The sequence below is a fragment of the Caulobacter vibrioides OR37 genome (assembly GCF_000372645.1).
GTDB classification, from domain to species: domain Bacteria; phylum Pseudomonadota; class Alphaproteobacteria; order Caulobacterales; family Caulobacteraceae; genus Caulobacter; species Caulobacter vibrioides_E.
Genome location: NZ_APMP01000018.1, coordinates 51616 through 76331, shown reverse-complemented (window position 1 = coordinate 76331; position 24716 = coordinate 51616). Strand labels below are relative to the sequence as shown.

The following is a 24716-nucleotide window of genomic DNA, read 5'->3' as shown; positions in this document are numbered from 1 at the left end:
CGGCGGCCTTTAGGAGGCCTTCCGCGCTTCCGCGCCGCGTTCGACCATCAGCGCCGTCGCCACGGCCTGGGCCAGGGCGGCGGGGGACAGCGGCTTGGCCACCGCGCCGTCCATGCCGGCGGCTAGATAGGCGGCCCGCTGGTGGGCGAGGGCGTTGGCGGTCATGGCCAGGATCGGCGCGGTTCCCGCCGGCGCCGGCAGGGCCCGGATGCGCTGGGCGGCCTCGACGCCGTCCATGCCGGGCATCTGGATGTCCATCAGGATCAGGTCGAAGCCCTGGCTGGCCGCCGCCACGCCCTGAGCGCCGTCCTCGGCCACGGCGACCCGCGCGCCCAGGGCCTCCAGCATCCGGCTGGCGATCATCCGGTTGGTGGCGTTGTCCTCGACCACCAGCACGCGCAGGTCCTCGAACGGCGCGACCTCGGCCTCGCCCGCGTCCTCGGTAGGCGCGGCGCAGGCCTCGGCCTCGATCTCCAGCCAGAAGGTCGAGCCCTGGCCCAGCCGGCTTTCGAAGCCGACCTCGCCGTTCATCATCTCGGCCAGGCGCCGGCAGATGGCCAGGCCAAGGCCCGAGCCGCCGAAGCGGCGGGTGGTCGAGCCGTCGCCCTGGCGGAAGCGCTCGAACAGGCTCTTGCCCGCCTCCTCGTCGATGCCCACGCCGGTGTCCTCGATCTCGTAGCGCAGGCGGACGCGGTCGCCGCCCCGCCGACCGGAGAGCCGCGCGGTCACGCCGCCCGCCAGCGTGAACTTCACGGCGTTGCCCATCAGGTTGAACAGGGCCTGGCGCAGGCGCAGCGGGTCGGTGGCCATCCAGCCCAGGTCGTCGGGGGCGACGACATCCAGCGTCAGCCCTTTCGCGCGGGCCTGAGGGCGCAGCATGTCGGCCACGCCTTGCAGCAGCCGCGCCGGTTCGGTCGGTTGCGGCGTCAGCTCCAGCTTGCCGGCCTCGATCTTCGAGAAGTCGATGATGTCGTTCAACAGTTCCGCCAGCATCTCGCCGCAGCCCAGGGCCTCGGTCAGCAGGCGGCGGCCGTCCTCGGTCAGGGGCTCGTTGCGCAGGAGGTGCAGCACGCCCAGCACCCCGTTCATCGGCGTGCGGATCTCGTGGCTCATATTGGCCAGGAACTGGCTCTTGGCCTCGGCCGCGCTCAAGGCCGCGTCGCGGGCGGCGACCAGTTCGGTCACGTTCTGGGTGATGCCGATCACGTCCCAGGCCGTGGGGCCCGAGCCGCGCACGCCGCGCCAGGCGCAATGCATGTTGGCCCATTCGCCGCTCGCCGGGTCCAGATAGCGGTAGTCGATCTCGACGTGCTCGCCGGTCTTGAGGGTGTGGGAGAACGCCGCCCAGACGCGCTCGCGGTCGTCCGGGTGCAGCGACAGGGTCATCTCGGAAATCGTCATGCTCCGGGCGCCGCCCTCGGGCGACGACGGCGTCGGCAGGTCCTGATCGAACAGGTAGAGGCCCTTGCGCGGGTTGAACCGCCAGACATAGACGCCGGCGGCGCCGCGCAGCAGTTCGTTGGCGCGCTCGGTCTGCTGGCGGGCGATCTCGCGGGCGCGGTCCTCGCTGAAGTCCTGGAAGACGATCAGCAGGCCGTCGTCGGCCAGGACCTTGGAGTGCGAGCGCACCCAGAGCCAGCCGCCGCCCTTGCGCGCCAGCCGGTGCTCCGAACGCGCTTCGCCCCGCGTGCGCAGGGCCGCGCCGACGTCTCTCAGCCGTTCGGTGTCGTGCAGGTGGAGGAAGTCTCGGATCGGCCGCCCCGCCGTGTCCTCGGGCGTCCAGCCGGTCAGCTGGGTCCAGGCGGGATTGACGCGGATGATCGCGTTCGCGCGAAGGATCACGAACATGTCGAGGCTGCTCTGGAAGAACCAGTCGGCCGCGGCGGCTTCGATCCTGGAGGCAGCCTCGGTATCCAAGTGCTTGCCCATCCCGTTTCCCTCGTTTTCAATCGGTATCGCAGGATCGGGTAAAGTTTACGTTGCGGCAAAATGTCCGGACGTGAGATTCGATCCGGGCCAATGAGAACTTTCGAGAAGGGGAGTGCAGGACATTGAGTACGCCGGAAGCCGTGGGGCTGTCGTCTGATCGCCTCGGGCGCATCGAAAGCTTTATCAAGGACAAGTATATCGATACGGGAAAACTGCCCTGCGCCCTGACCCAGGTCTGGCGGCGAGGCCAGCTAGCCTATGCGTCGGTGCTGGGGTCCGCCGATGTCGAGCGCGGAAAGCCTCTGAAGGCCGACAGTCTGTTTCGCATCTACTCAATGACCAAGCCGGTCACCAGCGTCGCCTTCATGATGCTGGTCGAGGAGGGCCTGGTGTCGCTGGACGATCCGGTGCACCGCTTCATCCCCGCCTGGCGCGACCTGGGCGTCTTCCAGGCCGGCGGGGTCGGCGCGTTCGAGACCACGCGCGTCAACCAGCCGATGCGGACCATCGACCTGCTGCGCCACACCTCGGGCCTGACCTACGGCTTCCAGCAGCGCACCAATGTCGACGCGGCCTATCGCAAGCTGAAGCTGGACGGCGTCGACAGCGAGGGCGGGCTGCAGGGCTATGTCGACGCGTTGGGGACCGTGCCGCTGGAGTTCTCGCCGGGCGAGGCCTGGAACTATTCGGTCTCGACCGACGTGCTGGGCTATCTGGTCGAGAAGATTTCCGGCCTGCCGTTCGATGTGTTCCTGAAGCGGAGGATCTTCGATCCGCTGAAGATGGTCGACACCGGCTTTTACGTGCCGGAAAGCCAGCGCGAGCGCTTCACCGCCTGCTACGCCCTGACGCCGTCGGGCAAGGTGGTTCTGCAGGACGATCCGGAGAAGAGCCGCTTCTTCAAGGATCCGCCGATGAAGTCCGGCGGCGGCGGGCTGGTGTCGACGGCCGACGACTACATGCGCTTTTGCCGGATGCTGCTGAACGGCGGCGAGCTGGACGGCGCGCGGTTGCTCAGCCCCAAGACCATCAAGCTGATGACCATGAATCACCTGCCCGGCGGTCAGGAGCTGGTCCAGGCGTCGAAGTCTCTGTTCAGCGAGGCGGTGTTCGAGGGGCTGGGCTTTGGCCTGGGCTTCGCCATGACCGTCGACCAGGCCCGGACCAAGAACCTGGGCTCGCTGGGCGAATACTTCTGGGGCGGCATGGCCTCGACGGCGTTCTGGATCGATCCGGTCGAGGACCTGGCGGTGGTGTTCATGACCCAGCTGATGCCGTCCAGCGCCTACCCGATCCGGCGTGAGCTGCGGACGCTGGTCTATTCGGCGATGACGGAGAGCAACGGGTAGGGGAGCTCGTTACTCTCCTCCCCCTCTTGGGGGAGGGGGACCGGCGAAGCCGGTGGAGGGGGGGCAGCGCCGAGCCCCGCTGACTCATGACCAGCCCCCTCCGTCCCGGCGCGCTTCGCGGCCGCGATACCTCCCCCAAGAGGGGGAGGAGAGTCAGGGCGGCGCTCACAAGAAAGCGGCGCGGGAGCGATCTCCCGCGCCGAGTTGCGCTTTACCAAAGTCCGACGCATTGCGAGCAATACGCCACGCTCGCGGATCCACCGACTTCGAAACGTCAGGACGCGTGCAAGTCGCGCCCAAAGCCCATGACTTCCCGCGAACGCCCTCCCCAGCGCGGATCATTCTCTCTGGAAATCAGGTGGATAGGGCGCGCGGAGCGCCGCATCCTCCCCCACGGACGATCTCGGCTGAAACTCTGATTTCAAATTTGTAGTACGCGTCGAAATTCGTCAACGGCGTCGCGGCGCGCGCATGGCGCCGTCGCGGAGGTCTGGACATCTTCGCCGGGGCGTGCACGCTGCCGTCAAACGACCGTTCAAACCTAACAGAACGCCACAAGAGCAGAGGGTGGAAACCGCCATGGCCGTGATCAACGCCGTCACCGATCTTTCCGTGGAAGGCGACATCGGCGTCGTCACGCTGAATTCGCCGCCCGTCAACGCGCTGTCGGCCGTCGTGCGCGAGGGGCTGAAGGGCGCCTTCGAGGGCGCGATCGCCGATCCGGCCGTCAAGGCCATCGTGCTGATCTGCGACGGCAAGACCTTCATCGCCGGCGCCGACATCACCGAGTTCGGCAAGGCCATGACCGGCCCCAACCTGCAGGACGTGCAGGCGATCATCGAAAACTCGCCCAAGCCCGTCGTGGCGGCGATCCACGGCACCGCCCTGGGCGGGGGGCTGGAGGTGGCGCTGGTCGCCAACTACCGCGTGGCCGTCCCCTCGGCCAAGGCCGGCTTGCCGGAAGTGAACATCGGCCTGCTGCCCGGCGCCGGCGGCACCCAGCGCCTGCCGCGCATCGTCGGCGTCGAGAAGGCGCTGGAGATGGTGACCAGCGGCCAGCACGTCCCGGCCAAGGCCGCCCTGGCCATGGGCCTGTTCGACGAACTGGTCGAGGAAGGAAACCTCCGCGCCGGCGCCATCACCTTCGCCCGGAAGGTGCTGGCCGAGGGCCGTCCGCTGAAGAAGGTCCGCGACCTGAACGACAAGGTCGAGGCCGCCCGCGGCAAGCCCGAGATCTTCGCCGACTTCCGCAAGGCCAACGCCAAGAAGTTCCGCGGCTTCATGGCCCCGGAAAACAACATCAAGTGCATCGAGGCGGCGGTGAACCTGCCCTTCGACGAGGGCCTGCAGGAAGAGCGCAAGCTGTTCATGGAGCTGATGAGCGGCAGTCAGTCGGCCGCCCAGCGCTATGTGTTCTTCGCCGAACGCCAGGCCGCCAAGATCCCCGACGTGCCGGACGACACCCCGACGATCCCGATCAAGAAGGTCGGGGTCATCGGCGCCGGCACCATGGGCGGCGGCATCGCCATGAACTTCCTGAACGCCGGGATCCCGGTGACGATCATCGAGGCCAAGCCGGAGAACCTGGAGCGCGGCGTCGGGATCATCCGCAAGAACTACGAGAACACCGCCAAGAAGGGGCGCCTGACCCAGGACGACGTCGAAAAGCGCATGGGCTTGCTCACGCCGTCGATGGAGATGGAGGCCCTGGCCGACTGCGACCTGATCATCGAGGCGGTGTTCGAGCTGATGGAGATCAAGAAGGAGGTCTTCACCAAGCTGGACAAGATCGCCAAGCCCGGCGCGATCCTGGCCACCAACACCTCGTATCTGGACGTCAACGAGATCGCGGCGGTGACCAGCCGTCCGGAGAGCGTGATCGGCACGCACTTCTTCTCGCCGGCCAATGTCATGCGCCTGTTGGAACTGGTGCGCGGCGACAAGACGTCGAAAGAGGTCATCGCCACCTGCATGAAGCTCAGCAAGGTGATCGGCAAGGTAGCGGTGCTGGTGGGCGTTTGCCACGGCTTCGTCGGCAACCGGATGCTGGCCCAGCGCCAGCGCGAGGCCCAGAAGCTGATCCTGGAAGGCGCGATGCCCTGGGATGTCGACCGGGTGCTCTATGACTTCGGCCTGCCGATGGGGCCGTTCGCGATGAGCGACCTGGCCGGCCTCGACATCGGCTGGGACCCGGCCAAGACCAGCTCCTCGACCGTGCGCGAGGTGCTCTGCGAGATGGACCGGCGCGGCCAGAAGAACGGCAAGGGCTTCTACGACTACGACGAGAACCGCAACGCCAAGCCGTCGCCGGTCGTGGAAGAGGTGATCCGCGACTTCGCCGAAAAGCGCCAGATCCAGCGTCGCGAGATCACCGACCAGGAGATCCTGGAGCGCTGCCTCTATCCTATGGTCAACGAGGGCGCGAAGATCCTCGAGGAAGGCAAGGCCATCCGGGCCTCGGACATCGATATCGTCTGGATCAACGGCTACGGCTGGCCGGTCTATCGCGGCGGCCCGATGTTCTGGGGCGAGCTCGTGGGCCTGGACAAGATCCTGGCCAAGATGAAGCAGTTCCACGCCGAGCTGGGCGACGACTTCAAGCCGTCGGCCCTGCTGGAGCGGCTGGTGGCCGAGGGCAAGGGGTTCAAGGACGCTTAGAAACTTCCCTCCCCCTTGATGGGGGAGGGGCAGGGGTGGGGGTGATACGGCGGTTGACGCCGCGCTCCCACGTCCAAAGGTGTCACCCCCATCCCCGACCCTTCTCCCATCCAAGGGGGAAGGGAGTTTGCTAGAGGCGTTCCCATGACCACCATCGCCGACATGCTCGCCGCCGACCATGGCGTGATGGGCGACATCCTTCGCGCGCGGGCGGCCGAGGCCCCGGACCGTCCGGCGGTGGTCATGGAGACCGGCGAGAGCGTCACCTACGCGCAATTCGACGCCCTGGCCGACCGCGTCGCCGCCGCCTTGCAGCGCGACGCCGTCCAGCCCGGCGAGGCGATCGCCGTCTGCGCCCTGTCGTCGATCCCCTATGCGGCGGTGTTCCTGGGGGGCTTGCGCGCCGGCGTGGCGGTCGCGCCGATCGCCCCGTCCTCGACGCCCGAGGCCATCGCCGGCATGGTCGCCGACTGCGGGGCCAAGCTGTTCTTCCTCGACGCCGGCGTCGCCGAGGCCCAGAAGCCCGCGCCGATCGCGGTCCGGTCCGTCGCGCTGGACGGCTCCTCGGCCGGCGAGGCGTTCGACGCCTGGCTGGCGCCGGAAGGGGCGACGCCAGCGTCCGTCAAGATCGGCCCCGAACATCCGTTCAACATCATCTATTCCAGCGGCACGACGGGCACGCCCAAGGGCATCGTCCAGTCGCACGGGATGCGCTGGCGCCACGTCTATCGCGGCGACGCGATCGGCTATGGGCCCGAGGCGGTGTCGGTCCTGTCGACCCCGCTCTATTCGAACACGACGCTGGTCTGTTTCTTCCCGACCCTGGCCGGGGGCGGAACCGTCGTGCTGATGAAGAAGTTCGACGCCGGCCGCTATCTGGAGCTGGCCCAGAAGCACCGCATGACCCACACCATGCTGGTGCCCGTGCAGTACCGCCGCCTGATGGAGCGGCCGGACTTCGACAGCTACGACCTGTCCTCGACGCACCTGAAGTTCTGCACCAGCGCGCCGTTCGCGGCCGAGCTGAAGAGGGAGGTTCTGGAGCGCTGGCCGGGCGGCCTGGTCGAGTATTTCGGCATGACCGAGGGCGGCGGCACCTGCATCCTCATGGCTCACGAGCACCCGGACAAGCTGCACACGGTCGGTCAGCCCGCGCCGGGGCACGACATCCGCCTGATCGACGAGGACGGCGTCCAGGTCGGTCCGGGCGTGGTGGGCGAGATCGTCGGCCGCTCGGGGGCGACGATGAACGGCTATCACGGCCGCCCGGACAAGACCGCCGAGGCCATCTGGACCTCGCCGGAGGGCTGGACCTTCATCCGGACCGGGGACGTCGGCCGTTTCGACGAGGACGGCTTCCTGACGCTGATGGACCGCAAGAAGGACATGATCATCAGCGGCGGCTTCAACATCTACCCGTCCGATCTGGAGGCGGTGCTGGTCCTCCATCCGGCCGTGCTTGAGGCGGCCGTGGTCGGCGTGCCCTCGCCCGAGTGGGGCGAGACGCCGGTGGCCTTCGTGGCGCTGAAGCCCGGCCAAGCCGCCGATCCGGCGGAGATCAAGACCTTCGTCAACGGCCAGGTGGGCAAGACCCAGCGTCTGGCGGATGTCGTGATCGTCGATAGCCTGCCGCGCAGCCACATTGGGAAGGTGTTGAAGCGCGAACTGCGCGACTCATGGCAGAAGTCGCCTACAAAATAGTCCCCATCGGCTTTTTTTGCCGCGACCGCGCGCCGCATTAGGCCGGGCGGAATCGATGAATACGGTTGCTTAACCATAAGGTGCGGCCATCGGGTCGCCCCGGTTCGTCGTGGATTGCGTCCCAAGCTCATGCGCTCGAAGCCCGTCGCCGCCCCGCTCTTCGTTTCAGACACGACGGCGCGTGACCGCGCGCCGGTCTCGCCGATCGACTTCGACGCCGTCGCCCAGGCCCTGGGCGCGGCCGGCCACGCCTCGGACCTGGAACAGCGCCTGGCCGCGCGCTTCGCCCGCCCGGTGGCGGCCCGCGCCTTCGCCGATCGGACCGAGACCGTCGCCGCGTCGCTGACGGCGCTGGGCGTTCGGGCGGGCGGCGTCTGCGTCGTCTCCGCCCTGGCCGAGCCCGAGACCCTGGCCGGCGTCGCCGCGGCGGGCCTGAAGGCCTGGCTGGTCGACGTCGATCCGTTCAGCGCCATGTTCGACACCAGCCACCTGCGCGCGCGCCTGCCCGAGGCGCCCGGACCGCTGGAAGCCATCGTCCCGGCCGCCGCTCACGGCCGCGCCCCCGACATGCGGGCCTGGGCCGCCTTTCGCGACGAGACCGGTCTGCCGGTCCTGGTCGACGCCGCCGGCGCCTTCGACGTGGTGATCGAGGCCCCCGCGCCGGTCCTGGTCGGCCTGCCCGGCGGCCAGGGTGTGTTCGTGGCCTGCGAGGACGCCACGCCCGTCAACGCCATCGCGGCCACGCCCTTCGTCGGCGATGACGGCCTGTCGGCCTGGCCGGGCCTGCGTCAGCGCCTGTGCGGCGTGGCCCAGCAGCTGCGCGTGCTGCTGCTGGACAGCGGTGTCGGCTTCCAGCCCGGCTGGGGCATGAGCTGGATCTCGCCGACCTGCGCGCTCAGCCTGCCCACGGACGACGCCGGCGCCGTGGCCTGGAAGCTGCAAGCGGCCGGGATCGCCGCCAGCTGCGCCGTCCGCGACCACGCGCTGGCCCACGACGAGACCCCGAACGCCGACCACCTGGCGGCCTCGACCGTGGTGATCGCTCTAGATCCGACCCTGGACGTCGAGAGCCTGGACCGCCTCTGCGACGCCCTGCGCGACGCGGTGGCATAGGGCCAAGGTTTCCAAAGGTTGCGGCAAGCTTTCCACTATTCACGGTAGAGAATTCAGTGTTAGCCTTTCTGGGGAACTCGGAAGGAAGCCCCGTCATGGTCCGCGCCCTCGTCCTCGCCGCGATCGCTTCGTTCAGCGCATCGCTCGCCACCGCCGCCGAGCGCGACCAGAGGGAGGCCTGCGAGGCGCTGGAGCCGATCATCGCCGCCTACGCCACCCACGCCGCCTCCGGCGAGGCGCTGAATTTCAGCGCCGGCCAGGCCCTGCCGATCCGCGACTGGGACAACGCGGCGACACTCACCCAGGCTTCGGGATGGCACAGGTCCGCGCCGTCGGCCGAGACCATCCGTCGCCTCTCCGAAGTGACCCCGGCCAACGCCATGGCCTGTCCGAACTTCGCGCGCCAGGCCAGCGTTCTGGGCCGCGTGCTGACCGACGACCAGCGTCAGGCGGTCTATCGATCGCGGGGCGGGGCCCCGCGCGCCCGGGTTCAGGTCGTCACCATGCCGGTCATCGACAAGAGCGGGCAGGAGGGCCTGGTCAAGGTCCGCGTGCAGCGTAACGGTCTGGGCCAGGTCGAGAACCTCTATTACCTGCGCAAGACCAAGACCGGCTGGCGGATTTCCGGCGAGCGCGAAACCCCGCCGCAAGACTTGCGCCCGCTGGGCTAGAGTTCGACGCGAAGGGGGAACCGGTTTCGGCGCGTGTCACGCTCTAAGTAATTGATTTAGATCCTCGTTATCGCGTCAAAACGATTCCGTTTGACGCGCGAGGCTCTAGAGTCGATCTCCGCGCTGGTTTAAGCCTTCGGTCTGTCGATGCGCCGAAGGTGAGTGATGGCCGATACGTTTTACTGTGCGATCTGCGGCCAGGAGCATGAAGGCCTGTCCAGGGACCGAGGCTTCACTCTGCCCGACGAGGTCTGGGCCTTGCCCGAGGCCGAACGCGACGGGCAGGCGCGCTTCAACGATGACCTCTGCCAGTGGGGCGAGCGCTATTTCATCCGCTGCATCCTGCCCGTTCCGCTGAAGGGCCTGGACGACTATTTCGGCTGGGGCGCCTGGGCGGAGGTCGAGGCCGAGGTCTTCGAGCGCTATCTCGAACTTTATGACGAGGACGGGCGCGACGAGCCGCCGGTCCCGGGCAAGCTGGCCAACCGGCTGGAGCCCTATCCGGGCGTGACCCTGGGCACGCGCGTGCTGATCCAGTTCCAGGACCCCGGCGAGCGGCCGACCCTGACCCTGCTGGAAACCGACAAGAGCCGCCTGGCTCAGGACCAGCGCGACGGCATCGACGCCGCGCGGCATCATGAGATTTTGGAGATCTGCGGGGCTGACAGTTAAGCCGCGTCGATCATCCGCTTGGCGGCGCGCGCCAGCAGGCCCGAACGGGTGAAGCCGTGGCTCTCGGCATAGGCGTCGATATCGCGCAGGGTGGTTTCCGGCAGGGTGATGTTGACGCGCACCGTCCGGGGTTGGGCGGTCTTCAGCGGTACGATGATCACCGCGCCGTCGCGGTTCGCCGGATCGGCCATGACCTCGTCCAGCGTCGAGGGCTCGGGAAGGGTCTCGCCGTCCTCGATCAGGCCCTCGGCGTGAAGCGCCACAGCCTCCTCGGCGTTCAGTCGCGCTTCTTCCAGCGTAGTCCCCACGCTGACGCAACCGGGCAGATCGGGAAACGACACCCCGAACTCGCTGTCGGCGTCCTTATGGATCAGGGCGATGTAGTTGGTCATCAGACTACCTCAGGATCAGACCCGACTGCCGTTCGATCGACCGCAACGTCCCGAGCGGCAGGTCGCGCTTCGGATGCGGAACGGTCACGCGACCGGGCTTCGTGGGGTGCTTGAACTGGGCGTGGGAGCCTCGGCGAGCCACCTCGACCCAGCCATCGGCCTCCAGCGCGGAGATCACCTCACGACTGTTCATGATGTGTATTTATGTGTATTAATTCGTGGGTGGTCAAGTCGCTCTAAAGCCAACCCGTCTTCCTGAACCGCCGGTACAGCAGGCCGCACACCAACACGATCGCGACCAGCACGGCCTCGTAGCCGTAGCGCCACTTCAGCTCGGGCATGTGCTCGAAGTTCATGCCGTAGATGCCGGCGATCGCCGTGGGCACGGCCAGGATGGCGGCCCAGGCGGCCAGCTGGCGGGTGATGACGCCCTGGCGCTGCTGTTCCAGCAAGCTAGAGATCTCGAACACCGAGGTCAGCACCTCGCGCAGGCCGTCGACCAGGATCTCGGTGCGCTGGATGTGGTCGCGGACGTCGCGGAAATAGGGCCGCACCTCGGTGTCGATGCAGGGCAGCTCGTGGTGCTCGAGAGCGCTGGCCACCTGGGCCATCGGGCCGAGCATCTTCTTGAACCGCATCAGCGCCCGGCGCAGGTTGAAGATGCGGGCGATCTCGGCGCGGCTGAGGAACGCGTCCAGGGCGCGCCGCTCGAAGGCCTGCAACTCCTCCTCGATCGTATCGACGATCGGCATGTAGCCGTCGACGATGAAGTCCAGCACCGCGTGCAGCACATAGTCGACCCCGTGCGCCAGCAGAACCGGCGCGGCCTCCAGCTGGGCGCGCAGTTCGGTGCGGGCGCGGGCCGAGCCGTGGCGGACGGTGATCAGGTGCCGGCGGCCGACGAAGAAGTCGGTCTCGCCATACTGGATGTGGTCGTTGTCGAGATGCGCGGTCTTGGCCACGACGAACAGCTGGTCGCCGTAGACGTCGACCTTGGGCGTCTGGCGGGCGCTGAGCGCGTCCTCGATCGCCAGCGGGTGCAGGTGGAACGCCTGCCGCAGCACCTCGAGCTCGGCCTCGTCGGGCTCGACCAGGCCGATCCACACGAACTCGTCGCCGCGCGGCTTCAGGCCCTCGGGATCGGCCAGGTCGAGGGCGCGGACGGGCTTGCCGTCGAGATAGGCGCAGGCGGCGACGACGCTCATGGGCGCGGGCTCAAATCAGTGCGCGGCGACGTAGGCGTCGATCTGGGCCAGGCGCGCGGCCTTCTCGGCCTCGCTCAGGAACGAGCCGGCGAAGCTGTTCCTGGCCAGGGTCACGATCTCGTCGCGGGTCAGGCCCACGGCCTGGGCGGTGGCCAGATAGTTCTCCAGCAGGTAGCCGCCGAAATAGGCCGGGTCGTCGGAATTGACCGTGGCCTTCAGGCCGAGCGCCAGCATCGTCTTCAGCGGGTGGACGTCCAGGCTGGGCACGCCGCACAGCTTCAGGTTCGACAGCGGGCAGACCGTCAGGGTGACGCCGTCCTTGACCAGGCGCGCGGTCAGGGCCTCGTCCTCCAGGGCGCGGTTGCCGTGGTCGATGCGGTCGACCTTCACCAGGTCGATGGCTTCCCAGACATAGGCGGGCGGGCCTTCCTCGCCGGCGTGGGCCACGACCTTGAGACCCAGGTCCCGGGCGGCTTGCAGCACGCGGGCGAACTTGGCCGGCGGGTGGCCGACCTCGGAGCTGTCCAGGCCCACCCCGGCCAGCTTGTTCAGCCACGGCTTGGCCAGTTCCAGGGTCTCGAAGGCGCTGTCCTCCGACAGGTGGCGCAGGAAGCAGAGGATCAGCTTGCTGGTCACGCCCAGCGTCTTCTCGGCCTCGTCCATGCCGGCCAGCAGGCCTTCCATGACGACGCCGAAGGCGATGCCGCGATCGGTGTGGGTCTGGGGATCGAAGAAGATCTCGGCGTGGGTCCCGCCGTCGGCCGCCAGGCGCTTGAAATAGGCCAGGGCCAGCTCCTTGAAGTCCTCGGCGGTCCGGAGCACCCCCGCGCCCTGGTAATAGATGTCCAGGAAGTCCTGCAGGTTCGAGAACTGATAGGCCGCCCGGATCTCGTCGACCGACTTGAAGGGCAGGGTGATCCCGTTGCGCTGGGCCAGCGCGAACATGAGTTCCGGCTCGAGGCTGCCCTCGATGTGCATGTGCAGCTCGGCCTTGGGCAGGCCGCGAACGAAGGTGGCGAAAGCGGTGTCGGTCATGGGGGAGTTATGGGCCGGTGAGGCGGCGACGATCAACCATCGCGCAGATTTTGTCGCCGAAATCCGCTAGCGACGTGGTCAATGGTCGGTTAAGTTGAGTTGTGTAGTAAGGGGGGGCTTGCGGTTGACTATTTCCCAGGCGTTGATGCCCGGCGTTCCGCTTGTTGAGTCCATGCTGCTCCAGGCGTCGCTGGGCCAGATGGACCTCACTGACCGTGAGCGCGCCATCGCCCTACAGGTTCATGACCAGGGTTTCGCGGTCATGGATTTTCCGGACGACGACCTCGACGCCCGCATCGAACGGATCAAGGCCGATCTGACGCCCCGCTACGACTTCGCCGGCTGGCGCGCGGCGGGCTGGGCGGCCAATGACGGCCTCAGGGTGCAGGACGCTTGGCGCACGAACGAGGATGTGCGCGCCATCGCCGCCAACCAGACAGTGCTGGACCTGCTGTCCAAGCTGTATGGACGCCGGGCTTTTCCGTTCCAGACCCTGAACTTTCCGGTCGGCACCCAGCAGCACGTCCATTCGGACTCGGTCCATTTTTCCAGCGTGCCGGAGCGTTTCATGTGTGGCGTCTGGCTGGCCCTGGAGGACATCCACGAAGACGCCGGCCCGCTTGTGTACTATCCGGGCTCGCACCGGTGGCCGATCCTCTACAACGACGCGATCGGCCGGGTGGCCGGGGCGAACACGGTCGATTTCGCCCAGCCGCCCTATGAAGCCGCCTGGCGCGCGCTGATCGAAGCCACCGGGACGCGACCCGAATACTTCCGCCCCAAAAAGGGCCAGGCACTGATCTGGGCGGCCAATCTGCTGCATGGCGGCAGCCGCCAGAACGATCCCGAGCGGACACGTTGGTCGCAGGTGACCCACTATTACTTCGAGAACTGCGCCTACTACACGCCGGCCTTCTCGGACCCGCTGGCCGGCAATCTCGACCTGCGGACCATCATCGATGTGGCGACCGGCGCCGTCGCGCCCAACATCTATGTCGATCGGCCGATCGCCAAGGTTGCGCGCGGCGGCTCAAACGCCCTCGCCAGGAAGGTGATGCGCCGCCTGCGTCTGGACCGCTGGCGATCCCCCTTCAGCTTTGGCCCCCCTAAGGACTTCGATCCGGCGCTGTATCTCGTCCTGAACCCCGACGTGGCCGCGGCCGGCGTTGAGCCGCGCGCCCATTATGCACGCCATGGCGCGCGCGAGCGGCGGCGATACAAATAGCTTTACGACATCGGCGGCGCCGGCGGCGGCGGGCCTTCGGGAAGCGGGATGAACTCGTCGTGGTCCAGGTCGGGCAGCTTCATGCGGCCGGCCTTCCAGTCGGCCTTGGCCTGCTCGATGCGGTCCTTGGACGAGGAGACGAAGTTCCATTCGATGAAGCGCGGGCCGATCGGCTCGCCGCCCAGCAGCATGACGGTCGAGGGCTCCAGGGCCTTGAAAACCACCGTCTCGCCGGGCGCGAACACGGCCATCTGGGTGGCGTTGAGCGCGCGGTGATCGACCTCGACGCGGCCCGAGGCGACATAGGCGGCGCGCTCGGAATATTCGGCCGGCAGGGCGGCCGTGGCGCCGGCCTCCAGCTCCCAGTGCACATAGAACAGCGGCGAAAAGACCGGCACATTGGCCTTGGCGCCGAACGCCTCGCCGGCGATCAGTCGGGCCTTCATGCCGCCGCCCTCGTAGTAGGGGAGGTCGGTCGGGCCCTCGTGGTGCGTGAAGCTGGGGGCGATCTCCTCATATTCCTGGGGCAGGGCGATCCAGGCCTGCATCCCGTCCATGCGGCCGCCGTGCTCGCGCAGGCCCTCGAAGCGTTCGGAGTGGGTGATGCCCGAGCCGGCGGTCATCCAATTGACCTCGCTGGGCTTGATCACCGCCAGAGAGCCGACGCTGTCGCGGTGCGTGATCTCGCCCTGGAACAGATAGGTCAGGGTCGACAGGCCGATGTGCGGGTGCGGGCGCACGTCGGCGCTCTTGGCGAAGCCCGGATCGAAGGCGGCCGGGCCCATGTGATCGAGGAAGGTGAAGGGGCCGACCATCCGGCGGGCGTGGAACGGCAACACCCGGCCGACCTCGAAATTGCCGAGGTTGTGGCGGCGGGCGTCGAAGACGAGGTCGATCATGGGAGCTCCGGGCGGTGGCGCGCGCGGAGCTTAGCGGGGACTCGTCCGGGATGCTTGTCGAAAACGGTCGAAAAGCGTCTGCTGCGGCGTCGAGGAAGGGGGAGACCATGGAGACGCCCGACGACCAGCTGGCCGCCTTCGCCGCCCGCTACGCGCCCGAGATCGCCGAACGCGGCCTGGCCGCCATCGCCCGCCTGCGCCAGAGGATGCCCGGCGCCCACCGGCTGGTCTATGACAACTACAACGCCCTGGCCGTCGGCTTCGCCCATGGCGATCGGGCCAAGGACGCGTTCGTCTCGATCGCCTTCTATCCGCGCTGGGTGACGCTGTTCTTTCTGTACGGGAGCGGCCTGGACGATCCGGCCGGCGTGCTGAAAGGCCAGGGCGCCCGCGTGCGTCACGTGGTGCTGAACTCCGTCGAGGATCTGGAGCGGCCCGAGATCGTCGCCCTGCTCGACCAGGCGCTGGAACGGCAAAGCCCCGCGCCGGAGGGCGAGGGGCCTTTGGTGATCAAGTCGATCTCGCCCAAGCAGCGCGCGCGGCGGCCCTAAGACGAACGCTTGCGCTTGGCTAGGGGCTATAGGACCTGGATTTCTGGTTGTTGTGAGTGGGGTGGCCCGTGGAGCGCGGCTCGGATTTTACGGACATGCCCGCTTATTGGGTCTTCGTCTTCATCTGGCTCGCCGGTTGGGTCGCGGCCTCCATTCTCTACGCTAGGCGGAAGGGGCTGCCGATCTTTCCTCAAGCGCCACGTGAAGCGCCGTTCGCTGAGCGCGGCGTCTCGGGCCACGCTGGTGGTCTGCGGGCCCTTGGAGGTGCGCGCAATTGCCTGTTGGTCTTTATTCACGATGGACGCTTGAGGATAACCCCTATCTTCCCGTTCAATCTCGCGTTCCTGCCCCAGGTCTGGGGACTGGATCACGATATCCAGCGGCGCGACATCATTCGAGTAGAGCGCGAACCCGGCCTATTCGGCGACGCCGTCGTCATCACCTATCGCAAGGGCCTAGACGCCGAGAGGATCACGCTGAAGCTGCGGGATCCAACGGGGTTCGAAAAAGCTCTTACCCCAGCGGGCTCACATACGGGCTGATCAGGCCCAGCGGCACGGCCGTCGAGTTCTTGACGCCGCGGATCACGATGCGGCTCTCGATATTGCTGACCAGGCCCAGCGACAGCAGCTTGTCGCGCAGGAATTCGTCGAAGGCGCGCATGTCGCGGGTGACGATCCGCATCTCGTAGTCGGCCGCGCCGGTCACGGTGGCGCACTGCACGACCTCGGCCCACTTGGCGACCGCCTGTTCGAACGTGTCCAGATTTTCCTTGGTCGGAAGGGACAGCTTGACGGTGCAATAGACCTCGAAGCCCAGGCCCAGCTTCTCGCGGTCCAGGATCGTGACGCGACGCTGGATGACGCCCGCGTCCTCCAGGCGCTTGATCCGGCGCCAGCAGGGGCTGGACGACAGGCCCACGCGTTCGGCGATCTCGGCGACGGACAGTCCGGCGTCGTGCTGGATCAGATCGAGGATCTTGGCATCCACGGCGTCGAGTTGTTCGGACAAGAAATTCCTCCCCCCAGAGGGCGTTGACGCTCCATTTTTGCGCAAAACGGCCATGACTCGGGCACGCCTTGGGCAAACAATTTCCGTGCTTCTATAAGATATTGCTTCAAGGCCGGGAAGCCCCGGGAGGAAAAAAATTGCCATGCGGCACTCGGAAGTCACGCTCGACGACAAATATGTGCTCGAAGATGGTCGGGCTTTCATCACTGGCGTGCAGGCGCTGCTGCGGGTCCTGTTGGACCGCAAGCGCCTCGATCGCCTGGCCGGGCTGAACACCGGGGGCTATCTTTCCGGCTATCGCGGCTCGCCGCTGGGCGGGCTGGACCAGCAGGCCGCGCGCATCAAGAAATTGCTGACCGCCCACGACGTGGTCTTCCAGGAAGGCCTCAACGAGGACCTGGCGGCCACCGCCGTCTGGGGCAGCCAACAGGCGAATCTGTTCCCCGGCGCCCTCTACGACGGCGTGTTCGGCATGTGGTACGGCAAAGCGCCCGGCGTCGACCGCACCGGCGACGTCTTCAAGCACGCCAACTTCGCCGGGACCTTCCCGACCGGTGGGGTGCTGGCGGTGGCCGGCGACGACCACGGCTGCAAGAGCTCGACCCTGCCGTCGCAGTCGGAGTTCGCCTTCCAGGACTTCGAGATGCCGGTGCTGTCGCCGGCCGACGTGCAGGAGGTGCTGGACTATGGGATCCTCGGGATTTCGCTGTCGCGCTTCTCGGGCCTGTGGACGGGCATGATCGCCCTGGCCGACACCATGGACTCGGGCGTGACCATCGACGTCTCGCTGGACCGCCACAAGCTCATTATCCCCGACTTCCCGTTTCCGCCCGGCGGTCTCGGCATCCGACTGAAGGACCAGCCGATGGAGAAGGAGCGGCGGATGCGGCTGCACAAGCTGCCCGCCGCCCTGGCCTTCGCCCGCGCCAACGGGATCGACCGCGTGGTGCTGGGCGCCTCGCACGTGCGGGTGGGCAAGGCGCGTCTCGGCATCGTCTGCCAAGGCCAGGCCTATAAGGACGTGCTGGAGGCCTTCACGGCCATGGGCATGACCCTGCAGGAAGCCGCCGACCTGGGCGTCTCGATCTACAAGGTCGGGATGCCCTGGCCGCTCGAGCCCGTCGGCCTGCGCGCCTTCGCCGCCGGCCTCGAGACCCTGATGGTCATCGAGCACAAGCGCGCCCTGATCGAGCCCCAGGCGCGCGCGGCGCTCTACGACCTGCCCGCCCAGGCGCGTCCCCGCATCATCGGCAAGACCGACGAGAAGGGCGGGCCGCTGCTGTCGGAGCTAGGCGCCCTGTCGGTCGCCGAAATCGCCCTGGCCATCTATGACCGCCTGCCGGACGGTCCGCACATGGAACGGGCCCAGGCCTATCTGAACCGGGTCAGCGCCGCCGGCGTCGCCGCCGTCAGCCTGGCGGCCGACCAGGCCCGCAAGCCGTTCTTCTGCTCGGGCTGCCCGCACAACACCTCGACCAAGCTGCCCGAGGGCTCGCGCGCCCTGGCCGGCATCGGCTGCCACTACATGGCCGGGTTCAACGACCCGATGACCGACCTCAACACCCACATGGGCGGCGAGGGCCTGACCTGGGTGGGCGCCTCGCCGTTCACCTCGGAAAAGCACGTCTTCCAGAACCTGGGCGACGGCACCTACAATCACTCTGGCTCGCTGGCGATCCGGGGCGCGGTCGCGGCCAAGACCAACATCACCTACAAGCTGCTCTATAACGACGCCGTGGCCATGACCGGCGGTCAGCGGGCCGAGAGCGGCTTCACCCCCGCCCAGATCACCCGCCAGCTGGCGGCCGAGGGCGTGGCCAAGACCGTCATCGTGGTCGATGACCTCAAGCGCTACGAAGGCGTCACGGACCTCGCCCCCGGCGTCGAGATCTTCCCGCGCTCGGACCTGATGCGCGTGCAGGAGATGCTGCGCGAGACGCCCGGGACCACGGTGCTGCTCTATGATCAGACCTGCGCCACCGAGAAGCGCCGCCGTCGCAAGCGGGGCTCGATGCCCAAGGCGACCCAGCGCGTCTTCATCAACCCGCTGGTCTGCGAGGGCTGCGGCGACTGCTCGGTGAAGTCCAACTGCGTCTCGGTCGAGCCGCTGGCGACCGAATTTGGCCGCAAGCGCAAGATCAACCAGTCCAGCTGCAATCAGGACTATTCCTGTGTCGAGGGCTTCTGTCCGTCGTTCATCACGCTGGAGGGGGCCGAAAACGCCCAGTCCAAGAAGACGCCCGCGCCCCTGACCGCCGAGTCGACGCCGTTGCCGGTGTTCGAGCCGCTGACGGGGGTGCGCAAGATCCTGTTCACGGGCGTCGGCGGCACCGGCGTCACCACCGTGGCCTCGATCCTCGCCATGGCCGCCCACATCGACGGCCGCGCCGGCAGCGTCGTGGACATGACGGGTCTGGCCCAAAAGGGCGGCTCGGTGTTCAGCCACGTCAAGATCGGCGAGACCGAGGAGACCATCGTCGGCGGCCGCGTGCCGGCCGCCAGCGCCGACGTGCTGATCGCTTGTGATCTGCTGGTGGCCGCCTCGCCGGAAGGCCTGTCGCTCTACGCCAAGGACCGCACGCGGGCCTTCGGCAACAGCGACTTCGCCCCCACGGCCGACTTCGTCACCAGCCGCGACATCCGCTTCGACAGCGGGGCCATGGCGCGGCGTATCAAGGGCGCGACCAACACCTTCGACGCCTGTCCGGCCCAGCACCTGGCCGAGAGCCAGTTCGGCGACGCCATCTACGCCAACATGATCATGGTCGGCTTCGCCTGGCAGCGCGGGGTGATCCCGGTCTCCAGCCGCGCCCTCTATCGGGCGATCAAGCTGAATGGCGTCGACGCCGAGGCCAATCTCGCCGCCTTCGAGCTGGGTCGTCGCGTGGCCCACGATCCGACCTCGGTGGCGGTGAAGGAAGACAAGGTCGCCACGCCCGAGACCATGCCGCTGGACGACCTCATCGCCCACCGCGTTCGCGAGCTGACCGCCTATCAGAACGCCGCCTACGCCCAGCGCTACGCCGACAAGATCGCCAAGGTCCGCGCCGCCGAGGTCGCTGTCTCCGGCGCGGACTCGGCCCTGCCGCTGACCCGCGCGGCGGCGACCAATCTCCACAAGCTGATGGCCTACAAGGACGAGTACGAGGTCGCCCGTCTTTATACGGACGGACGATTCGCGGCCGAGCTGGCCGGGACCTTCAAGGGCGGCAAGGCCAAGGTCTGGCTCTCCCCGCCGCTGCTGGCCCCCAAGGGCGCCGACGGCAAGCCCCGGAAGATCGCCTTCGGCGGCTGGATGCTGGACCTGGCCTTCCCGATGCTGGCCAGGATGAAGGGCCTGCGCGGCGGCGCGCTGGATATCTTCGGCCATACCGAGGAGCGCAAGATGGAGCGCGGCCTGATGGCGTCCTACGAGACGACGCTGGACCGCCTGTCGGCCGGTCTCTCGGCCGAGAGCCTGCCGCTGGCGATCAAGATCGCCGAGATCCCCGGCCAGATCCGAGGCTTCGGCCACGTCAAGGACGCCTCCGTCGCGACGGCCAAGGCGGCCGAGGAGAAGCTGTGGGAAAGGTGGGGCGGGGCGGCTTAAGGGGGGCTACCCGCCCCCTTCCCCCTTGATGGGGGAAGGGCCGGGGATGGGGGTGACCTGCTGAGATGGGTCCGCGTCCGGCTTCCACCGCCGCGCCACCCCCACCCAACCCTCCCCCATCAAGGGGGAGGGCGCTCTGTTCCGCGCGGCTTTTACGTGATCCTGTATGCGGTCATGGAGCGGCGCGTTCGCATTCGCGCCGTCAAGCATTCGGCGACGCTAAATGACCCAGGACTTCGATTTCGACGCCGTCGTTGTTGGGGCGGGGGCCGTGGGCCTGGCCTGCGGCTACGCGCTGTCGCGGCGCGGCCTGATCGTGGCGGTGCTGGAAGAGCAGGGCCACATCGGCCAGGGCGTCTCGTCGCGCAATTCCGAGGTGATCCACGGCGGGCTCTACTATCCGACCGGCTCGCTGAAGGCGCGGTTGTGCGTCCAGGGCCGGCGGCTTCTGTACGCGTTCCTCGACGCTCACGGCGTCGCCTATAAGCGCTGCGGCAAGCTGGTGGTGGCCACCAGCGAGGACGAGATCCCGCGCCTCGACGCCATCTGGGACCAGGCCCTGGCCAACGATGTCGAGGGCATGGAGAAGCTCACCGGCGGCCAGGCCCGCGCCCTGGAGCCTGGTCTCAACGCCCACGCGGCGTTGCTGTCGCCGCAGAGCGGGGTCTTCGCCAGCCACGACTACATGCTGGCCCTGCACGGCGAGATCGAGGCCGCCGGCGGGGCGGTGGTCTTGTCCACGCCGTTCGAGGGCGCCGAGCCGATCGCGGGCGGCGGCTTTACCGTGCGGGCCGGCGGCGTCGATCCGACCCGCCTGACCTGCCGCCTGCTGGTCACCGCGCCGGGGCTGTCGGCGCAGGCCGTCGCCGAACGCATCGAGGGCTATCCCGCCGATCGCATCCCTCAGGCCCACTACGGCAAGGGCGTCTATTTCCGCCTGACCGGCAAGGCGCCGTTCCAGCGGCTGATCTATCCGCCGCCGATCCACGGGGCGCTGGGCACGCACTATCGCAACGACCTGGGCGGCCAGGCGGTGTTCGGCCCGGACCTGGAATACGTGCCCGCGCCCGACTATTCGGTCGACCCGGCCCGGGCCGAGGCCTTCGCGGCCTATATCCGCAAGTTCTGGCCGGGCCTGCCGGACGGCGCGCTGGCGCCCGACTACGCCGGGGTGCGGCCCAAGCTGCACGGACCGGACGAGCCCCAGCCCGACTTCCAGCTTCGCGGCGTCGAGGATCACGCCCTGCCCGGCCTGATGGCCCTGTTCGGTATCGAAAGCCCCGGCCTGACCAGTTCGCTGGCGATCGGCGAGGCGGTCGCGGCGCGTCTGCTCGATCGCCTCTAGGCGGTGAAAAAAGGGCCAGCATGAACCTTTGTTCACGGTTGGCCTCGCCAAAGCTCGTGCTAGCAATTCCGACTTCGGAGTTTCTGCGTTTGGGGCGTTCCATGGGTTTCAAGGTCAAGGCGCTGGTCGGCGCCGTGTCGGCGGTCGCGCTCGCGGCGGCCCTGTCTTCCACCGTGATGTCTTCGGCCGCGATGGCCGCGACCCAGGCGCTGCCGTCCCTGGCCGAGCCGTCCCTGTCGCCGGACGGTAGCGAGATCGCCTTCGCCTCGGGCGGGGACCTCTGGACCGCGCCCGCCGCCGGCGGCCAGGCGCGGCTGCTGGTCACCGATCCGGCCACGGAGTCGCGGCCGCTGTATTCGCCCGACGGCAAGTCGCTGGCCTTTGTCTCGACCCGCTCGGGCGTGGCCAACATCTATATTCTGACCCTGGCCACCGGCGAGGTGCGCCGCCTGACCTATGGCGACAGCGCCGAGGGGCTGGACGGCTGGTCGCGCGACGGCCAGTGGATCTATTTCACCTCGGGGATCAACGACGTCGGCCGCCAGGGCGACATCTTCCGCGTCGCCGCCTCGGGCGGCACGCCGCTGGAAGTCAGCCGCGAGCAGTTCCTGGCCGAGTTCGAATCCGCGCCCTCGCCGGACGGCAAGTCGATCGCCCTGATGGCCAAGGGCCTGTCGAACAGCCAGTGGTGGCGCAACGGCGGGGCCCATATCGACGAGACCGAGCTGTGGCTCAAGCCCATCGACGGCGGCGCCTACCGCAAGCTGCTGCCCGAGGGCGCTAAGCACGCCTGGCCGATGTGGACCCCGGACGGCAAGGCCATCTGGTACATGAGCAACGAGGGCGGGACCGAGAACCTCTGGAAGCTGCCGCTGGGCGGTCAGCCCAAGAAGGTGACGGGCTTCACCGACGGCCGCGTGCTGTGGCCGACCATCGGCTATGACGGCAAGACGATCGTGTTCGAACGCGACTTCGCCATCTGGTCGCTGGACACCGCCAGCGGCAAGGCGACCAAGGTCCCGATCGTGCTGCACGGCGCCCCGGCGGCGGCGGGCGAGGAGCACAAGAACGAAACCAGCTTCGACGACCTGGCCCTGTCGGCCGACGGCAAGAAGGTGGCGATCATCGCCCACGGCGAGGTGTTCGCCGCCTCGACAAAGGAGGGCGGGGCGGCCCAGCGCGTCACGCGCACGCCGATCGTCGAGCACGACCCGGCCTGGTCGGCCGACAGCAAGCGCGTGGTCTATGTGTCCGAGCGCGATCGCGCGGCCAACCTCTACGCCTACGACTTCGCCAGCGGCCAGGAGACGGCGCTGACCACGGGGACGGCGCGCAGCACGGTCCCGACCTTCTCGCCCGACGGCAAGAGCCTGGCCTATGTGCGCGACGGCAAGGAGCTGCGGGTCATCAGCTTCGATGCGGCCGGCAAGGCAACCGGCGATCGCCTGCTCTACACCGGCCCGCTGGGCGGCTATGACGACACCCCGATCACCTGGTCGCCGGACAACCGCTGGCTGGCCTTCACGGTCACCGACCGCAAGGCCTTCGACAACGTCCATGTCGTGCCTGTCGAGGGCGGGCCGGCGCGGCCGGTGACGTTCCTGGCCAACGGCCAGGTCGGCAAGACCGCCTGGTCGCCGGACGGCAAGTACCTGCTGGTCGACATGGCCCAGCGCAGCGAGGACGCGCGGATCCTGCGCGTCGACCTGCTGCCCAACGTGCCGAAATACAAGGAGGACGCGTTCCGCGACCTCTTCAAGCCGGTCGAGGCGCCGGACAAGTCGCCGACCGATCCCAAGGCCGAGCCCAAGACCGAGCCGGCCAAGTCCGCCGACGCGCCGGCCAAGCCGGTCGCCGCCGCCGACAAGCCGGCGGGCGCCAAGAAGAAGGTCGAGCCCGTCCGGATCGTCTTCGAGGGCCTGCGCGAGCGCGCCGCCTTCCTGCCCCTGGGCCTGGACGCCAGCGATCCGGTGATCAGCCCCGACGGCAAGACCCTGGTGTTCAAGGCCCGCAACGCCGGCCAGACCAACTACTATAGCTACAGCCTCGACGAGCTGGCCAAGGAACCGCCCACCCCGGTGCAGCTGACCGCCAGCCGCAAGTCCAAGACCGCGCTGGCCTTCACCCCCGACAGCAAGGAGGTCTACTTCCTGGAGGGGGGCTCGATCGTCTCCACGCCGATCGAACAACCCAAGCTGAAGCCCCTGGCGGTGAACGCCGAGCTGGACGTCGACTTCGACGTCGAGAAGACGGTCGTCTTCGAACAGGCCTGGGGCGTGCTGAATCGCGGCTTCTACGACGGCAAGTTCCACGGCAGGGACTGGGAAGCCCTGCGTCGCAAATGGGAGCCCTATATCGCCGGGGTCCGCACCGGCGACGAACTGCGGCGCGACATCAACCTCCTGATCGGCGAGCTGGACGCCTCGCACTCGGGGATCAGCAAACAGCCGGAACCGTCGGGGATCGCGCCGCGCGCGGCCAATCTGGGCCTGCGTTTCGAACGCGAGGCCTATGAGGCCGGCAAGGGGCTGGTGATCCGCGAGGTCGTGGCCCTGGGACCGGCGGCGCTGGAAGGCTCGATCAAGCCGGGCGAGACCCTCGTCGCGGTCAATGGCGAGACGCTGAGCCCCGGCGTCAACCTGGACCGCCTGCTGCGCGGCCAGGCCGGCAAGCGCACCGTGCTGACCATCGCCGACGCGGCGGGCAAGCGGCGCGAGGCGGTGGTGCGGCCGGTCTCGACCGCCACGGCCTCGGGCCTCGTCTATCGCCAGTGGGTCAACGCCCGCCGGGCCTATGTCGACAGGATCAGCGGCGGTCGGCTGGGCTATGTGCACATCGCCGACATGTCGGACGGTTCGCTGGACCAGCTCTATATCGACCTCGACGCCCAGAACCAGGGCAAGGAAGGCGTGGTCGTCGACGTCCGCAACAACAATGGCGGCTATGTCAACGGCCGGGTGATCGACGTCTTCGCCCGCCGCAACTACCTGATGATGACGCCGCGCGACCGCTTCCCGACCCCGAGCCGCCAGGCGCTGGGTCAGCGGGCCCTGGGTCTGCCGACGGTGCTGGTGACCAACGAGTCGTCGCTGTCGGACGCCGAGGACTTCACCGAGGGCTACCGCGCCCTGGGCCTGGGCAAGGTGGTCGGCAAGCCGACGGCCGGCTGGATCATCTTCACCGGCGGCCGTCAGCTCTTGGACGGCTCGTCGGTGCGCCTGCCGTTCATCCGCATCGACGACCTGCGCGGCCAGAACATGGAAGGCCATCCGCGTCCGGTGGACGTGACCGTCGAGCGGCCGCTGGGCGAGACCCTGGAGGGCAAGGACGCGCAACTGGACGCGGCGGTGAAAGCGCTGCTTGGGAAGTGA

General features: G+C 68.1%; 19 protein-coding genes. 12 read left to right on the top strand and 7 right to left on the bottom strand.

The genetic code is table 11. From position 1 onward, the window contains the following. Positions 1-9: 9 nt before the first annotated feature. Positions 10-1929 carry a PAS domain-containing hybrid sensor histidine kinase/response regulator gene (locus OR37_RS13790; RefSeq protein ID WP_004620889.1) on the bottom strand — a complete coding sequence of 640 codons (1920 nt, stop codon included), beginning with the start codon at positions 1927-1929 and terminating at the stop codon, positions 10-12. A gap of 122 nt (positions 1930-2051) precedes the next feature. Here OR37_RS13790 and OR37_RS13785 point away from each other — a divergent pair, with 122 nt between their 5' ends. The 6 genes from OR37_RS13785 to OR37_RS13760 all read left to right on the top strand — a co-directional run bounded on the left by OR37_RS13785 (position 2052) and on the right by OR37_RS13760 (position 10093). Beyond that, positions 2052-3278, top strand: coding sequence for a serine hydrolase domain-containing protein (locus tag OR37_RS13785; protein ID WP_004620887.1), 1227 nt, complete (start codon positions 2052-2054; stop codon positions 3276-3278). Positions 3279-3845: 567 nt separating this feature from the next. Continuing rightward, the gene (locus OR37_RS13780) at positions 3846-5936 is read left to right on the top strand and encodes a 3-hydroxyacyl-CoA dehydrogenase NAD-binding domain-containing protein (RefSeq protein WP_165570618.1); all 2091 of its coding nucleotides are present in this window, start codon (positions 3846-3848) and stop codon (positions 5934-5936) included. Positions 5937-6080: 144 nt separating this feature from the next. Then, positions 6081-7637, top strand: coding sequence for a class I adenylate-forming enzyme family protein (locus OR37_RS13775; RefSeq protein WP_004620884.1), 1557 nt, complete (start codon positions 6081-6083; stop codon positions 7635-7637). Positions 7638-7766: 129 nt separating this feature from the next. After that, entirely contained in the window at positions 7767-8750 is a 984-nt protein-coding gene (locus tag OR37_RS13770) for a DegT/DnrJ/EryC1/StrS family aminotransferase (RefSeq protein ID WP_004620883.1), read from the top strand. Between the two features lie 95 nt (positions 8751-8845). Then, positions 8846-9421 (top strand): hypothetical protein, encoded by a 576-nt coding sequence (locus tag OR37_RS20790; RefSeq protein ID WP_004620881.1) that lies wholly within the window; start codon positions 8846-8848, stop codon positions 9419-9421. A 165-nt stretch (positions 9422-9586) separates the two neighbouring features. After that, entirely contained in the window at positions 9587-10093 is a 507-nt protein-coding gene (locus OR37_RS13760) for a DUF2199 domain-containing protein (RefSeq protein ID WP_004620880.1), read from the top strand. On the opposite strand, the gene OR37_RS13755 is transcribed toward OR37_RS13760, so the two are convergent. The 4 genes from OR37_RS13755 to OR37_RS13740 are packed head-to-tail and all read right to left on the bottom strand — an operon-like array spanning position 10090 to position 12725. Continuing rightward, on the bottom strand, positions 10090-10485 hold the full coding sequence (locus tag OR37_RS13755) for a type II toxin-antitoxin system HicB family antitoxin (protein WP_004620878.1): 396 nt from the start codon (positions 10483-10485) through the stop codon (positions 10090-10092). The genes OR37_RS13760 and OR37_RS13755 overlap by 4 nt on opposite strands. 4 nt (positions 10486-10489) lie before the next feature. Then, positions 10490-10678 (bottom strand): type II toxin-antitoxin system HicA family toxin, encoded by a 189-nt coding sequence (locus OR37_RS13750; RefSeq protein ID WP_004620875.1) that lies wholly within the window; start codon positions 10676-10678, stop codon positions 10490-10492. Positions 10679-10721: 43 nt separating this feature from the next. After that, positions 10722-11690 carry a magnesium/cobalt transporter CorA gene (corA, locus tag OR37_RS13745; protein WP_004620873.1) on the bottom strand — a complete coding sequence of 323 codons (969 nt, stop codon included), beginning with the start codon at positions 11688-11690 and terminating at the stop codon, positions 10722-10724. A 15-nt stretch (positions 11691-11705) separates the two neighbouring features. Next, on the bottom strand, positions 11706-12725 hold the full coding sequence (locus OR37_RS13740; protein WP_004620870.1) for an adenosine deaminase: 1020 nt from the start codon (positions 12723-12725) through the stop codon (positions 11706-11708). A 172-nt stretch (positions 12726-12897) separates the two neighbouring features. On the opposite strand from OR37_RS13740, the gene OR37_RS13735 reads away from it, so the two are divergent. Beyond that, positions 12898-13950, top strand: coding sequence for a phytanoyl-CoA dioxygenase family protein (locus OR37_RS13735; protein ID WP_200864139.1), 1053 nt, complete (start codon positions 12898-12900; stop codon positions 13948-13950). A 2-nt stretch (positions 13951-13952) separates the two neighbouring features. Here OR37_RS13735 and OR37_RS13730 read toward each other — a convergent pair whose 3' ends face one another. After that, the gene (locus OR37_RS13730) at positions 13953-14849 is read right to left on the bottom strand and encodes a pirin family protein (RefSeq protein ID WP_004620866.1); all 897 of its coding nucleotides are present in this window, start codon (positions 14847-14849) and stop codon (positions 13953-13955) included. A gap of 107 nt (positions 14850-14956) precedes the next feature. Between OR37_RS13730 and OR37_RS13725 the strand changes: the two genes are divergently transcribed. Together OR37_RS13725 and OR37_RS13720 are read left to right on the top strand one after the other, a co-directional pair. Continuing rightward, positions 14957-15400, top strand: a complete 444-nt coding sequence (locus OR37_RS13725; RefSeq protein ID WP_004620864.1) for a DUF1801 domain-containing protein — start codon at positions 14957-14959, stop codon at positions 15398-15400. A 95-nt stretch (positions 15401-15495) separates the two neighbouring features. Continuing rightward, positions 15496-15942 carry a hypothetical protein gene (locus OR37_RS13720; RefSeq protein WP_004620863.1) on the top strand — a complete coding sequence of 149 codons (447 nt, stop codon included), beginning with the start codon at positions 15496-15498 and terminating at the stop codon, positions 15940-15942. Here the strand turns inward: OR37_RS13720 and OR37_RS13715 are convergent. Further along, positions 15914-16411 carry an Lrp/AsnC family transcriptional regulator gene (locus OR37_RS13715; protein ID WP_004620861.1) on the bottom strand — a complete coding sequence of 166 codons (498 nt, stop codon included), beginning with the start codon at positions 16409-16411 and terminating at the stop codon, positions 15914-15916. The two genes, OR37_RS13720 and OR37_RS13715, sit on opposite strands and share 29 nt — an antisense overlap. A 142-nt stretch (positions 16412-16553) precedes the next feature. Here OR37_RS13715 and OR37_RS13710 point away from each other — a divergent pair, with 142 nt between their 5' ends. The 3 genes from OR37_RS13710 to OR37_RS13700 all read left to right on the top strand — a co-directional run bounded on the left by OR37_RS13710 (position 16554) and on the right by OR37_RS13700 (position 24716). After that, positions 16554-20000 carry an indolepyruvate ferredoxin oxidoreductase family protein gene (locus tag OR37_RS13710; protein WP_004620859.1) on the top strand — a complete coding sequence of 1149 codons (3447 nt, stop codon included), beginning with the start codon at positions 16554-16556 and terminating at the stop codon, positions 19998-20000. 223 nt (positions 20001-20223) lie between these two features. After that, positions 20224-21345 (top strand): NAD(P)/FAD-dependent oxidoreductase, encoded by a 1122-nt coding sequence (locus OR37_RS13705; protein WP_004620857.1) that lies wholly within the window; start codon positions 20224-20226, stop codon positions 21343-21345. 101 nt (positions 21346-21446) lie between these two features. Next, positions 21447-24716 carry a S41 family peptidase gene (locus OR37_RS13700; RefSeq protein WP_054508560.1) on the top strand — a complete coding sequence of 1090 codons (3270 nt, stop codon included), beginning with the start codon at positions 21447-21449 and terminating at the stop codon, positions 24714-24716.

Coding starts and splice junctions, on each gene's coding strand:
- OR37_RS13790 (WP_004620889.1), bottom strand. CDS start 1,929: ATGGGCAAGCACTTGGATACCGAGGCTGCCTCCAGGATCGAAGCCGCC.
- OR37_RS13775 (WP_004620884.1), top strand. CDS start 6,081: ATGACCACCATCGCCGACATGCTCGCCGCCGACCATGGCGTGATGGGC.
- OR37_RS13770 (WP_004620883.1), top strand. CDS start 7,767: ATGCGCTCGAAGCCCGTCGCCGCCCCGCTCTTCGTTTCAGACACGACG.
- OR37_RS20790 (WP_004620881.1), top strand. CDS start 8,846: ATGGTCCGCGCCCTCGTCCTCGCCGCGATCGCTTCGTTCAGCGCATCG.
- OR37_RS13760 (WP_004620880.1), top strand. CDS start 9,587: ATGGCCGATACGTTTTACTGTGCGATCTGCGGCCAGGAGCATGAAGGC.
- OR37_RS13755 (WP_004620878.1), bottom strand. CDS start 10,485: ATGACCAACTACATCGCCCTGATCCATAAGGACGCCGACAGCGAGTTC.
- OR37_RS13750 (WP_004620875.1), bottom strand. CDS start 10,678: ATGAACAGTCGTGAGGTGATCTCCGCGCTGGAGGCCGATGGCTGGGTC.
- corA (WP_004620873.1), bottom strand. CDS start 11,690: ATGAGCGTCGTCGCCGCCTGCGCCTATCTCGACGGCAAGCCCGTCCGC.
- OR37_RS13740 (WP_004620870.1), bottom strand. CDS start 12,725: ATGACCGACACCGCTTTCGCCACCTTCGTTCGCGGCCTGCCCAAGGCC.
- OR37_RS13735 (WP_200864139.1), top strand. CDS start 12,898: ATGCTGCTCCAGGCGTCGCTGGGCCAGATGGACCTCACTGACCGTGAG.
- OR37_RS13730 (WP_004620866.1), bottom strand. CDS start 14,849: ATGATCGACCTCGTCTTCGACGCCCGCCGCCACAACCTCGGCAATTTC.
- OR37_RS13725 (WP_004620864.1), top strand. CDS start 14,957: ATGGAGACGCCCGACGACCAGCTGGCCGCCTTCGCCGCCCGCTACGCG.
- OR37_RS13720 (WP_004620863.1), top strand. CDS start 15,496: ATGCCCGCTTATTGGGTCTTCGTCTTCATCTGGCTCGCCGGTTGGGTC.
- OR37_RS13710 (WP_004620859.1), top strand. CDS start 16,554: ATGCGGCACTCGGAAGTCACGCTCGACGACAAATATGTGCTCGAAGAT.
- OR37_RS13705 (WP_004620857.1), top strand. CDS start 20,224: ATGACCCAGGACTTCGATTTCGACGCCGTCGTTGTTGGGGCGGGGGCC.
- OR37_RS13700 (WP_054508560.1), top strand. CDS start 21,447: ATGGGTTTCAAGGTCAAGGCGCTGGTCGGCGCCGTGTCGGCGGTCGCG.